Below are 12,397 nucleotides of genomic sequence, written 5' to 3'. Positions count from 1 at the left end.
TGGTTAGTAAACGGGATTGCAAATGAGAAAAGCGTCATTTTTTTGACCAATCACTAATTACTAGCCGCTAACCACTAACCACTAATTTCTATCTTTACCGCCGTAAAATTCAAAAATGGAGACGCATTATGCTGCGTATTGGCTTAATTGGTACTGGAACCGTCGGTGGCGGTGTCATTCAGATTCTGGAACAGAAGATTGCCGAGTACAAGGAAAAGCTCGGAGTCGAACTCGAACTCGCTTGCATTTGCGCGAAGTCCGAAGAAGAAGTCGCCCCGTACAAGGCGAAGGGCTACAAGGTTTCGACCAATGCCGACGAGATGATTGCCGGTAACGATATCGACGTGCTCGTGGAACTTGCCGGTGGCTATAACATGCCGCGCAAGTGGATCCTCGCCGCCCTCGAAAGCGGCAAGCATGTGGTGACGGCCAACAAGGCTCTCCTCGCCAAGTATGGTCACGAAATTTTCCCGCTTGCAGCCAAGAACGGCCTGCACGTGCTGTTCGAAGCAGCCGTGGGTGGTGGCATCCCCATTATCCGCAGCCTGCAGGAAGGCCTGCTCGGCTCTACGGTGGAACACCTGAGCTGCATCATTAACGGTACCTGTAACTACATCCTGAGCCGCATGGCCGACGAAGGCCTCGACTTCGACGTGGTCCTGAAGGATGCCCAGAAGCTCGGTTTTGCCGAAGCCGACCCGACCTTCGATATCGAAGGCATCGACTCCGCCCACAAGACGGCCCTCCTCGCTAGCCTCTGCAGTGGCAAGCGCGTGGACTTCGAAAAGATTCACGTGACCGGAATCTCGAAGATTACCGCCCAGGATATCGCATTCGCCAAGGAAATCGGCTGCTGCGTGAAGCTCCTCGGCATTTACCACCGCGACGGCGACCGCGTGGATGCCCGCGTGCATCCGTGCTTTGTCTCTAACGACAACCTGCTTTCGAATGTGAACGGCGTGATCAATGCCGTGTACCTCAAGTGCGACAACCTGGGCGAAACGGTCCAGACCGGCGCCGGTGCTGGCCGCTTGCCGACCGCTTCTGCCGTGGTGGCCGACCTTGTGTCCTTGGCCCGCTCTGTGGACCAGGGTAGCCGTAAGGCACTCCCGATGGGCTGGTTCAATGTCGACAATTCTGCAACGCTCGTGCCGATTTCGGAAACGACATCTCGCTACTACCTGCGCTTCACTTCCCGTGACGCTTGCGGTGTGCTTGCCAAGATTACGAGCATCCTGGCCGAAAACAAGATTTCTATCGAAACCATTATCCAGAAAAACGTGAAGGATCCGGGTAAGGTTTCTATCGTGGTAATCACCGAAAAGACCCAGGATTGCAAGACCTCGAAGGCGGTCGACGCTATCGACGCTCTGCCCGAAATTGTCGAAAAGAGCCAGGTGATCCGCTTCTTGGCTTAACCGCCCGCATTTTTGTAATTTGAGGTTGGTATGATTCGGGCTACTACATTGGAACGCATCTTGTTGGTCCTTTCGGACTTTGTCGCCTTGTCGATTTGTTTCGTCTTGGCGTTCTGGGTGCAGTTCCACAGTGGCTGGATCGCCGACAAGTTTGACCCGAGCAAGACTTTTGACCAGTACATGTACATGGGGATTGTCCTCAACGTGGGGTGGCTCCTGTTGTTTACCTGTGCGGGACTTTACCGTTCCTGGCTGCTGCTCTCGAGGACTCACCAGATTTTGCGCGTGCTTCGCGCGATTGTGGTTGGCATTGTCCTTGTGATTATCGGCTTGTTCGGAGCTGAGTTCTTGGGCAAAATTTTTACGAACCAGCCGTTGAACCAGGATTACCTGTACGGTTCGAGATTCCCGTGGATATTTATCTATGGCGGTCTTGCCCTGGCTTTGGTCTCGGCGTTTCGCATGGCCATTTATTGGTGCCTTCGCGGGCTCCTTCGCCTGGGTTACGGCGCCAACAATATGCTGGTTTTGGGTGCGACCGAGGCGGGCAAGAAGATCGCCGAGGACTTGGCGAAGACGCCTGCTCGTGGTCAGCGTGTGGTGGGCTTTGTGGATGAACGCTTCCAGGTGATTCCGCATGAATTTGCGGGAGTCCCTGTTTTGGGTAAGTATTCCGATTTGCCGACGCTGGTCAAAGAGCACAAGGTGAGCGGCATCATCATCGCCCACGACAGTGCCTCGCCGCAAGAGATTATGCGCGTATTGGTATGGGTTTGCGAACTGCCTATCCATATTTACGTGGTTCCTGAGCTGTACCCCGTGGTGAACGGCCAGTTCAAGGGCAACCTGGTCCACGGCTTTGAATTGCAGGAACTTTTCGCGTTTACCATGCCGCCCTGGCAGGTGCGAGTCAAGCGCATCATCGACATTGTGTTCGGCGCCTTCCTTGGGCTTTGCTCGTTGCCGCTTTGCATTTTTGCCGCCATCGCCATCAAGTTGAACGACCGCGGTCCGATTTTTTATTCGCAAGAGCGTATCGGTTTGTACGGCAAACCCTTTACGGTTTACAAGTTCCGCACCATGCGTACCGATGCCGAAAAGTTCGGTGCGCAGTGGGCTACCAAAGATGACCCGCGCATAACCAAGATAGGCAAGTTCCTTCGCAAGACCCGCATTGACGAACTTCCGCAAATTTTGTGCGTGCTCAAGGGCGACATGAGCATGGTGGGCCCCCGCCCCGAACGAGCCGTGTTCATTGGCAAGCTCCGCGAACAGATTCCGTTTTACATTAGCCGCCTCAAAATGAAGCCTGGTCTTACGGGCTGGGCGCAAGTACGTCACCATTACGACACCAGCATTGAGGACGTGCAAATCAAGTTGCAGTACGACATGTACTATTACGAGAACATGAGCCTGCTCTTGGATTTCCAGATTCTCGTGCGTACGGTTTACGTAGTGCTGACCGGAAAAGGAGCGCAGTAGAAATGTACGGTGATAACTCAACACCTAAATTCCCTGTAGAAGATGCCCTCACTATGATTCGCTTGGCGCTTGCCGAGGATGTGCGCACGGGCGACGTGACAAGCGAGTGGACCATCCCCAGCGACCAAAAGCAGCATGCCCGCCTGATTGCAAAAGAAGACGGCGTACTTGCGGGCCTCCCGGTGATTGAACTCGTGTTCCAGGAACTGAAGGCGAAGACCTCCGTGACGCTCCACAAAAAGGACGGCGACGTGGTGAAACCCGGCGACCTGATCGCGGAACTCGACGGGACGACGCATGAGCTTTTGACGGGCGAGCGCACGCTCTTGAATTTTGTCCAGCAGTTGAGTGGTGTGGCGACAGTCGCCCACAGGTTCCAAGAAGCCCTGAAGGGCGGCAAGACGAAGGTGCTCGATACCCGCAAGACCGTTCCTGGATTCCGTACTTTGCAAAAGTACGCGGTGCGCGTGGGCGGCGGTTCTAACCACCGCATGGGCCTTTTTGACATGGTGCTTGTGAAGGACAACCACATTGCGGCCGCCGGTGGTGTGCTCCAGGCTTTGGAAGTGGTCCGTGCCCACAATACCAAGAATTTGATGGTCGAGATGGAAGTCGAAAACTTTGACCAGCTCCGTGCGCTTTTGAACAAGGGCGTGGACGTGATTATGCTCGACAACATGAGCAACGAAATGATGGCCGACGCCTTGAAGATTATCAAGGAAAGCGGCGACAAATGCCTGGTCGAGGGCAGCGGCAACATGACGCTGGAACGCGCCAAGCAGATCGCGACGCTCGGGCTCGACTACATATCGGTCGGGGCGCTGACGCACAGCGTGAAGGCGCTCGATATTTCGATGCGAATCTAGTAGGCTAAAACCACAAAACTCTCGTTTTTTTATATTCCTTGAAAACCCAAGGAGTATCTTATGGAACAACAGGCTGTTGAAGTTGTATCCTATTTTCATGGAACGTTCTGGGCACTGGTGCCCTCGGTTGTGGCCATTGTCCTTGCCCTTATAACGAAGGAGGCGTATTCGTCCCTGTTCGTTGGCGTATTGATGGGTGGGCTGTTCATTAGCGAAGGAAACTTCCCGCATTTCTTGGACGCCGTATTCAAGGATGGCATGGTCAAGCAGGTGTCGGACCCGTGGAATGTGGGCATACTCTTTTTCCTTGTCATTTTGGGAACGATGGTCGCCTTGATGAACAAGTCCGGCGGGGCGGCCGCATTCGGCGAGTGGGCAAAACAGCACATAAAGTCCAAGGTGGGCGCCCAGCTGGCGACTGTCATCTTGGGTATCTTGATTTTTGTGGACGACTATTTCAACTGTCTCACGGTGGGTTCCGTGATGCGTCCCGTTACGGACAAGTTTAAGCTCAGCCACGAAAAGCTGGCGTACTTGATAGATGCCACGGCGGCTCCGATATGCATTATCGCGCCAATCAGTTCGTGGGCGGCGGCGGTGACCGGCTTTGTCGAGGGCGAAGATGGCCTGGGACTTTTCGTGAAGTCGATTCCCTACAACTTTTACGCTCTGCTTACCATCGCGGCTCTGTTTACGGTGATTCTTTTGAAGGTGGATTTTGGCCCGATGAAAAAATACGAGACCGCGGCCGAAAAACTGGAGGCGCAGACGGAGTCCCTGAAGCGCGAAGACTCCCGCGGGACTGTCGCGGATTTGATTTTCCCGATTGCCATATTGATTGTATTCTCCGTGACCGGATTGATTTACACGGGCGGATTCTTCTCGAGCGGAGAAGCGCATAAGGGATTTGTCGATGCGTTCGGTGCGAGCGACGCTTCGGTTGGCCTTGTGATTGGCAGCTTTGGTGCGCTTGTGGTGACGGTGATTTGGTACTTGGGGCGCCGCGTCTTGAAGTTGGGCAAATGCCTGGAGTGCCTGCCCGAGGGCTTCAAGGCAATGGTCCCCGCGATTTTGATTCTTGTGCTTGCCTGGAGCTTGAAGGGCGTTACCGATACGCTCGGTGCGAAGGATTTTGTGGCGGGTCTCATTTCGGGAAGCGCGGCCGGATTTATGAACTTGATGCCGGCGGTTATCTTCCTTGTCGGTGTGGGGCTTGCCTTCTCTACGGGAACCTCGTGGGGGACGTTCGGCATCTTGATTCCGATTGTGGTGGCGGCGTTCTCGAGCATCGATCCGAACCTGATGATTATTTCTATTTCGGCGTGCATGGCGGGGGCTGTGTGCGGTGACCATATTTCACCGATTTCGGACACGACGATTATGGCGAGTGCCGGTGCGGACTGTAACCATGTGAACCACGTGAATACGCAGTTGCCCTATGCGCTTTCGGTGGCCTGCGTGAGCTTTGTCTGCTATATCGTGGCGGGATTCACGAGGAGCGCGATACTTTCGCTCGCCATAGGCCTTGCGCTGATTGTCGGGGGTGCTCTGCTCCTCAAGAAGAAACTGCGGTAGGCCGAATTTGCTATTTTTTTGAGCAAACAGTGATTTGCACATGAAAAAGAATTTGAAAAAGTCGGATACGTTCTCGTTTGTGGTAGATGTGGGCAACTCCCACACGGTTTTGGGTATTTTTAAAGGCGACAAGGTGGTGGACCACTGGAGGCTCACGACCCGCAAGGAAACCACAAGTGACGAGGTGATGAACCGCATTGGCGGCCTCGTCCGTTTTTCCGAGATCAAGCCCTCGGCGATTACGCATGTGGGCCTCTCGACGGTGGTGCCTGCGCATGAACGCCCCTGGATCAAGGCCTTGCAGACCCTTTTGAAGCGCCCGGTGCAGGTGGTGAGTTCCAAGAACTGCCTCGGCTGCCCGATTTCGTACCCGAACCCGGCATCGCTCGGTTCCGACCGACTCTGCAACATTATCGCGCTCCGCGACCGCGGCTACAAAGACGCCATCGTGGTGGACATGGGTACGGCGACTACGTTCGACGTGATGAAGGACGGCGGTTTTGCCGGTGGCCTCATTATCCCGGGCATTAGCGCGAGCTTGGATGTGCTGACCGAGAAGGCGGCGCGCCTGTTGCCGGTGAGCATCGAATGGCCGGAACACGTGATTGCGAACAATACCGATGATGCCATCCGTGCGGGCCTTTTGTACGGCTTTATGGCGGAGCTCGAGACGCTTGTCGAAAAGATCAAGGCGGAGATGGGCAAGAAGAAAGTTCCCGTATTTGCAACGGGTGGCTGGGGTCGCATGGTGATGGGCCACAGCAAGGTGATTGATACTTACGATCCGTACCTGACTCTGAACGGTGTGCGCCTGGTGGCTCTCCATGGCAACTCCGCCGCAGAACTGGAACGAGATACTGAAGAAGAATAAAGCTATTGACAACTTCTGTTATATATAACATTGCAGAGAAATTGATTATTTTATCAAAAAAATGGCTTTTTTAAGAGTATATTCGCCCGGTATCGCCGAGGGATACTTTTACGAAGAAACCATGTGTAAGAGTTTGAATTGTGTAAACTGACATTTTACATGCAATTCTACATACATATATATATATATTCAAAGTAACGTCATTTGCATGAGGTTACTTATTTTGTTTGGAAGGCGTTTTATCCTCGCTATCGTCTTGTTCTTTGTGAACATGTCTTTCGCTCTTTCTGTGGAGACGAAAGACGAGCAAATTAGTTTAAATAATATGATGGTCCTTCGTTTGCGCATAACAAATAATGAACATCAGAACTTGAAAAATGTAAGAATCAAGTACTATTTGCAAAATAACAATGACCTGAATGTTGATATATATGATGATGCAGGAAAAACGATAACCATCGATACCATAAATTCAGAAATTATTGCTCTGACGATAGCAGTAGGCGAACTCCCCGTGGGATTATTCCCCTACGAAGCCGGAATGTGCTTTGGCATTTATAGGAGAGATTGGGGCTCGTATGACAAATTTGCAAACTATAGTTATGTAGGCAGCGAAAATTTCAAATCCAATACAAATGTGGCCGTATATGTGGAGGATTCCCTTGTTTACGGATTACCGGTTGATTTTGCTGAACCAGAAGTTTTACCCAATGCAAGTTCGAATACGTATCCTTCGGGTACGAAAATTTTAAAAGATTCAGATAATGTCATCCACTTTGTCTGGAATCAGGTTGGATATGCAGAGATGTATCGTCTTGTTGTTTATGACAAAGATACAAATATGGTGTACGAAACGGAAACGTCGAGGAATATGGTTCCTGTAGCCTTGGATACAGGAACGTATTATTGGAAAGTTGAAAGCGGGAATCGTTACATGCCTTTGCCAGACGCTCCGAGTCCGACAATAAAACCGGGTGAACTTAATGTAATAAGTTACATAACGGAGGAGTATGAGCCTGTTGCCGTAGATTCTTTTGATGTGGAAACCTTACGTGGCGCAAAGGATACACCATTACTTTATATGAATTATGGCGAGTATACTCCATATAGGAATTGGGACCATGTTGATGAAACAATTTTTTTCAATCCGGAGGAAGTTGTTGGAGCAAGGTGCTGGGCCATCGCCATTCAAATGATGTATCGCTATTATAAAAAGAAACTTACGGGGATAAATGACGATGGCGATTTGACGCAGGACGAAATCGCCATGTATGTCAAAGCGGAAAACGATAATATTTATGAGCCCTTCCAATTGTATGATGGGGGACTCGTTGAAGAAGATAAAAAAGGCTTGAAATGGGCTCTAAACCTATCTGAAGATGATATCCATTTGCATAAAATAGGTGAAGACAATTTATCTAACCATAAAGAACGCATAAAATTTTTTATCCAAAATAGAATGCCTGTATTTATTGCATCTTCAGGAACGAGGCATGTTATGGTTGTGTGTGGCTTTCAGGAATTTTCCAATGGAAATTTCTATTTAAAACGATTGAACGCCGATAATTACGGGACCGTAGATTGGATTGAATGGAAAACTGTTTTGCAGGAATCTTCTAGGAATCTTGATACATATATAGCTGTTGAGACTCCTAGGAGTGTGCTGTTGACGAATCCTCTTGTGCATACAGACTCGGATGGCGATGGTTTGGTCGATTATGACGAAATCTATAGATTCCATACCTGTTCTGGAATAACCACCTATGATCCAGACTATTGTGTTGGGATAAACCCTCGGGATTCTGATGGAGACGGCATAGAAGATAAGGTTGAAATCTATTCCTACACAGTTCGAACGCATGTTCCCAATACAAAAGTTCCACAGGTCGTGGAAGACCATAGGAACGAAGATGGGTACCCCTATATGTGGTTCTTTTTTAGCGAGGGTGGGTTATTTCCAAGTCCTTTAGCGGATATAGATGGAGACGGCTATCGGGCGGAACTCGATTCTGACTCGGATGGCGATGGAATTTTAGATGGGGATGAAGACTTGAATCATAATGGTATTGTGGATGAGGGAGAAACGGATCCGTACGTTGCCGATGATGCAAGTCTTGAAACGGTTGCTGTGCCAAGGAGTATAGCTCTGTATTCCTTTGACTATGTAATGATTAATGATGGAAGTAAAATTCAGGTTCGAAAAGCCGGCTCTTCAATAGCTTCGGAAAATGTTGTTGGCCCCTATGGAGTTCGTTTGGGCGTCAGAGCTAGTGTAAAAGACATTTATGCAAAAAATAGGGCTTGGTTGAGGAACTACGCATCCGCTGAGCAAGTTCATTACTATGGTGCTCCTGATAAAATTTTTAACACGGAACTGCAGGACAATGCAAAAATAGGCTTTGATGTGAACATGCCAAAGGAATCTTGGCCTTGGACTTTGCCTCATCAACTATCTTCCTTTGACGTAGGTTCTGTTGAGAAAATTGTGAAAAATGGTGAAGTTTTCACACTAAAAGACGAAAGTGTATATAGATTACTGAAAGTGGAATTTGGCGGAACTTTGCAGATAGAGTCTGGAACAATGCATGTGGGAACATTACAATTGGATGCCGGTTCCAAGGTCAAATTCTCGGAGCCTGGCTACAGGACGGATTTACATGTCAAAGAAACTTTACTATGGAATGCAAAACAAACTGTTTTTTCTATTGGAAGTACGATAGCGAAGGGTTTTCGTTTGACTTATCATGGAACATCCAGGCTTGACATTGCCGGAGAGTGGGCGGGGAGCCTAATCGCTCCTTATGCAAAGATTGTTTTGGGACAGGGTGAGAAAAGCAAGGTCCTGTATGGGCAGTTTTTGGGTAATGGGATTACGGTTCACCAATATTCAACAATTTTTTATGTACTTTTTGATCCGCTTACAAAAGAAAATCAAATGGATGTGGCTTTGTATGAGGGGGCTTTATGAAAAAGTTAATTGTATTTTTATTTCTTTTGACAAGCTTGGTTGCGAATGCGCAAAGTGATTCTTTATACATAAGTGATGTAGACGTCTACATGAGTGTGTATATTGAAGATTATACGGATTTGTTGGGAATTTCAGAATACAAACAAGATACGCTTTCTCCGCTATGTAAGAAATACTTTGGGTACAGACAGCAAAAAAGCTGGGAAAATTTTAGCATTTGTGTCGACAATGCTTGCGAGTCGGTGTTGGATTCAAACTATTATGTAAATTTTCCAGACGATTATCATCCGCATCTTGGTCATGTAGACTATGATGGTGAATTGGTTTTTGAGTTTTTTGGCAAGTACGGAGCCGAACATACGCCCTTTGAAGTTATTCGTGACCATTTGGTGGGATGGAGCCGCTGTGGTTTCTTGCGTTTAACTGAATCACAGGTTGATTCTCTGGTCAACAGGATTCAACAAAAGGCTGGAAAAATTTGGTCTAATGAGGTTTCGGAGCATGCCGGAAGAGTGCTCCGTTATGAAAGTCTTTGCCTGAATACGACATTTAAAAACGACTCTACCGCAGATTGCTTGTATTTGGATAGGTATGATTATGTTCCCAATAACAATTTCCCGCTTCCGATTGCCGACGAAGATTACGAATCGGCCGGCGTTTCCGTAATGTTGCAGCGAAACAGTCCAAGCATTCAGGTGATCGATGGTCGCCTTGTGGCTCCGGCGTCCCTTGTCGGTAGCCCGTATAGCCTTCTGGACCTAAACGGCTGCGTACTCCGGAGCGGCTTGCTAGAGCAAAACATGCCCTTGCCCCACTACCCGGTAATTCTGAAGATAGAAGGCCAAAAAGAAATCTTCATCAGAAATTAGTAGAAATACTAGATACAGTTTTTTCTGGTGAAAAGAATAATTCTATATTATACGAAGTGATTTAGGGCCCACTCTTTTTTGGAGTTCAGTATGCGTTGCTTAGTTACCGGTGGTGCAGGATTTTTGGGAAGTCACTTGTGCGAACGTCTGCTGAACGACGGGCACGAGGTGATTTGCCTTGACAACTACTTTACGGGCCGCATGGCGAACGTCGCGCACCTGCGCGATAACCGCTGTTTCGAGCTTATCCGCCACGACGTGACGGAACCGATTTTGTTGGAAGTGGACCGCATCTTTAACCTCGCGTGCCCCGCGAGCCCCATCCATTACCAGTTCAACCCGGTGAAGACCATCAAGACGAGTGTGATGGGCGCCATCAACATGCTCGGTATGGCCAAGCGCGTAAAGGCCCGCATTTTGCAGGCAAGTACGAGCGAAGTCTACGGCGACCCGGCGGTACACCCGCAAACCGAGGACTACTGGGGAAACGTGAACCCCATCGGTATCCGCAGCTGCTACGACGAGGGCAAGCGCGTTGCCGAGACGCTCTTTATGGATTATCACAGACAAAATAATGTCGATATCCGTATTGTGCGTATTTTCAATACCTATGGCCCGCGCATGCTCATGAACGACGGTCGCGTGGTGTCGAACTTTATTGTGCAGGCGCTCAAGGGCGAAGACATCACGATTTACGGTGATGGCAGTCAGACGCGCAGCTTCTGCTACGTGGACGACCTCATCGAGGGATTCGTGCGTATGATGAACCAGGACAAGATCATTGGCCCCGTGAACATCGGCAACCCCGGTGAATTCACGATGCTCGAGCTTGCGAAGGAAGTGCTTGACCTGACGGGTTCCAAGAGCAAGATTGTCTATAAACCGCTTCCGGGCGATGACCCCAAGATGCGCCGCCCCAATATTGACCTGGCGAAGAGTGCCCTCGGCTGGGAGCCGACCATTCCTTTGCGACAGGGACTCGAAAAGACGATCGCCTATTTTGACAATTTGCTGAAAGCTAAACAATAACGCTAGAAGATCCAGTAGCTTAGACCCAGCTGCAAAATCCAGTCCTTGGGATTCAAGTCTTTGGTGACGTAGTCTTTTACGTCGTCGTTGAGTATGGGCGTAAGCCCCAAAATGAATGCGAATTGCAGGTCAATGGGGTGCCCCTTTACCGTAAGGGTTTTCCCTGCTTGGAGTAAGGTGCCTAGGTTGAAACCGGGGGCGTATGTCTTTACGTCCATCATCAAGATATCCAGTTTCAAGTCGGCCTTGAGGATGTACGAAACTTGCAGGCCCGCGTCAATGAAGGTTTTACCTGGCAGAGGGACTCTTGCAAAAATTGGCAGGTCCAGGTTCCAGTACTTGATCCCGAAATCGTGCTTGCCTTCGCTGATGTTTTTTTGCTGTGTTTCCAGGGAGTCTTCGCGGAAAAGTTCCGTGTTGACGCCAAGACTGCGGAAACCCAATAGCAGGTGGGAGTGCAGTTCGAGGTGGGAGGTGACGGGTTTTGAGAATGCCGCCCCAATGCTCCATCCAAAGCCGTCGACGTTTTCGCCTTCGGTAAAATAGCGCTGCTTGGAATCCTTGAAAAGTGGCTTTTCTGTTCGTTTGGATATGGCGTCTTTTTTGATGGACACCTTGTCGTAAAAATTCCAAACGGTATTGTATGAGCCGTTGGCCTGAATTCCCAAATGGTATTCAGCGCCTGCGGAAAAGCCGCATAGAATCGATACGAAAAACAAAAAAGCTCTCATAAAACAACAGCCTGACATGCGTCAGGCTATTCTGTAAGTGTATTGGAGATTACATGAACCAGTAGGTGGCGCCTACATGGATGATGAAGTCGCTGGGACGGTCATCGGGTGCATAATCTTCGTAGGTGTGGTCAAGCCAGTCGTCGGCATCGTCGCTGGTAAGGGAAGTGATTCCCAAGGTAAAGCGTGCGTCGAGAAGATGCCCCAAAGTTAGTTGAAATTTCTGCAACCAAAAAGAAAAAGGTGGTCTCCAACTTGTAAATTTGGTTCAGCAAAAAAACACCAAGCAAGAGGATAACCACCATGATGAAAAGTACAAAAAGAACCCCAAAACTGTCAATCGTCCGCCGCGAAGAAATCGACATTTCGACCAGTATCGGGGTGGTTCTGGCCGACCTTGCCGAACAGGGGAAAAGCTGCCTTGACGCGCTGTCGAGGGAGATGGGCGCAAGGCTCGTGGAGGCGATACTCCTGGCCGAAAGGGAACAGCTCGGCGGTGCAGCATACCACCCCAGGGAGGGCTTCAAGAAGTGGTCCAGCCAGGGCGGTTCCGTGTACATCGCGGGCGGCAAGGCGAAGGTGCGCGTA

Annotated in this window: 11 protein-coding genes; 9 read left to right on the top strand and 2 right to left on the bottom strand. The window is 49.7% G+C overall.

Annotated features, from left to right (window positions below; all coding sequences use genetic code 11):
• The first annotated feature begins 128 nt into the window (after nucleotides 1-128).
• The 8 genes from BUB55_RS10090 to BUB55_RS10055 all read left to right on the top strand — a co-directional run bounded on the left by BUB55_RS10090 (nucleotide 129) and on the right by BUB55_RS10055 (nucleotide 11,078).
• The gene (locus tag BUB55_RS10090) at nucleotides 129-1,418 is read left to right on the top strand and encodes a homoserine dehydrogenase (RefSeq protein WP_073190709.1); all 1,290 of its coding nucleotides are present in this window, start codon (nucleotides 129-131) and stop codon (nucleotides 1,416-1,418) included.
• Between the two features lie 30 nt (nucleotides 1,419-1,448).
• Nucleotides 1,449-2,900: a sugar transferase gene (locus tag BUB55_RS10085; protein ID WP_073190706.1), complete on the top strand. Its 1,452-nt coding sequence runs from the start codon at nucleotides 1,449-1,451 to the stop codon at nucleotides 2,898-2,900.
• A gap of 2 nt (nucleotides 2,901-2,902) precedes the next feature.
• Complete coding sequence (nadC, locus tag BUB55_RS10080) at nucleotides 2,903-3,766, top strand: carboxylating nicotinate-nucleotide diphosphorylase (RefSeq protein ID WP_073190703.1); 864 nt, start codon at nucleotides 2,903-2,905, stop codon at nucleotides 3,764-3,766.
• 60 nt (nucleotides 3,767-3,826) lie between these two features.
• Nucleotides 3,827-5,341 carry a Na+/H+ antiporter NhaC family protein gene (locus BUB55_RS10075; RefSeq protein WP_073190699.1) on the top strand — a complete coding sequence of 505 codons (1,515 nt, stop codon included), beginning with the start codon at nucleotides 3,827-3,829 and terminating at the stop codon, nucleotides 5,339-5,341.
• Between the two features lie 40 nt (nucleotides 5,342-5,381).
• The gene (locus BUB55_RS10070) at nucleotides 5,382-6,212 is read left to right on the top strand and encodes a type III pantothenate kinase (RefSeq protein ID WP_073190696.1); all 831 of its coding nucleotides are present in this window, start codon (nucleotides 5,382-5,384) and stop codon (nucleotides 6,210-6,212) included.
• A 271-nt stretch (nucleotides 6,213-6,483) separates the two neighbouring features.
• Nucleotides 6,484-9,180, top strand: coding sequence for a hypothetical protein (locus BUB55_RS14475; protein WP_200778529.1), 2,697 nt, complete (start codon nucleotides 6,484-6,486; stop codon nucleotides 9,178-9,180).
• Nucleotides 9,177-10,049, top strand: coding sequence for a hypothetical protein (locus tag BUB55_RS10060; protein WP_073190690.1), 873 nt, complete (start codon nucleotides 9,177-9,179; stop codon nucleotides 10,047-10,049). Before BUB55_RS14475 ends, BUB55_RS10060 begins: the two co-directional genes overlap by 4 nt.
• 90 nt (nucleotides 10,050-10,139) lie before the next feature.
• Nucleotides 10,140-11,078, top strand: coding sequence for a UDP-glucuronic acid decarboxylase family protein (locus tag BUB55_RS10055; RefSeq protein ID WP_073190687.1), 939 nt, complete (start codon nucleotides 10,140-10,142; stop codon nucleotides 11,076-11,078).
• Nucleotides 11,079-11,080: 2 nt separating this feature from the next.
• On the opposite strand, the gene BUB55_RS10050 is transcribed toward BUB55_RS10055, so the two are convergent.
• Together BUB55_RS10050 and BUB55_RS14240 are read right to left on the bottom strand one after the other, a co-directional pair.
• Entirely contained in the window at nucleotides 11,081-11,797 is a 717-nt protein-coding gene (locus BUB55_RS10050; RefSeq protein ID WP_143153006.1) for a hypothetical protein, read from the bottom strand.
• 61 nt (nucleotides 11,798-11,858) lie between these two features.
• Entirely contained in the window at nucleotides 11,859-12,017 is a 159-nt protein-coding gene (locus BUB55_RS14240; RefSeq protein WP_159431962.1) for a hypothetical protein, read from the bottom strand.
• A gap of 95 nt (nucleotides 12,018-12,112) precedes the next feature.
• Between BUB55_RS14240 and BUB55_RS10045 the strand changes: the two genes are divergently transcribed.
• On the top strand, nucleotides 12,113-12,397 hold a 285-nt coding region (locus tag BUB55_RS10045; RefSeq protein ID WP_143152881.1), incomplete at its 3' end, for a hypothetical protein.

It is taken from the genome of Fibrobacter sp. UWP2, from assembly GCF_900141705.1.
Classification (GTDB): domain Bacteria; phylum Fibrobacterota; class Fibrobacteria; order Fibrobacterales; family Fibrobacteraceae; genus Fibrobacter.
Note: the sequence above shows the minus strand (reverse complement) of the source record. Positions and strands in the feature narration are given on the sequence as shown.

Bases quoted from the DNA above. Each gene is read 5' to 3' on its own strand.
- BUB55_RS10090 (WP_073190709.1), top strand. From the start codon at position 129: ATGCTGCGTATTGGCTTAATTGGTACTGGAACCGTCGGTGGCGGTGTC.
- BUB55_RS10085 (WP_073190706.1), top strand. From the start codon at position 1,449: ATGATTCGGGCTACTACATTGGAACGCATCTTGTTGGTCCTTTCGGAC.
- nadC (WP_073190703.1), top strand. From the start codon at position 2,903: ATGTACGGTGATAACTCAACACCTAAATTCCCTGTAGAAGATGCCCTC.
- BUB55_RS10075 (WP_073190699.1), top strand. From the start codon at position 3,827: ATGGAACAACAGGCTGTTGAAGTTGTATCCTATTTTCATGGAACGTTC.
- BUB55_RS10070 (WP_073190696.1), top strand. From the start codon at position 5,382: ATGAAAAAGAATTTGAAAAAGTCGGATACGTTCTCGTTTGTGGTAGAT.
- BUB55_RS14475 (WP_200778529.1), top strand. From the start codon at position 6,484: ATGTCTTTCGCTCTTTCTGTGGAGACGAAAGACGAGCAAATTAGTTTA.
- BUB55_RS10060 (WP_073190690.1), top strand. From the start codon at position 9,177: ATGAAAAAGTTAATTGTATTTTTATTTCTTTTGACAAGCTTGGTTGCG.
- BUB55_RS10055 (WP_073190687.1), top strand. From the start codon at position 10,140: ATGCGTTGCTTAGTTACCGGTGGTGCAGGATTTTTGGGAAGTCACTTG.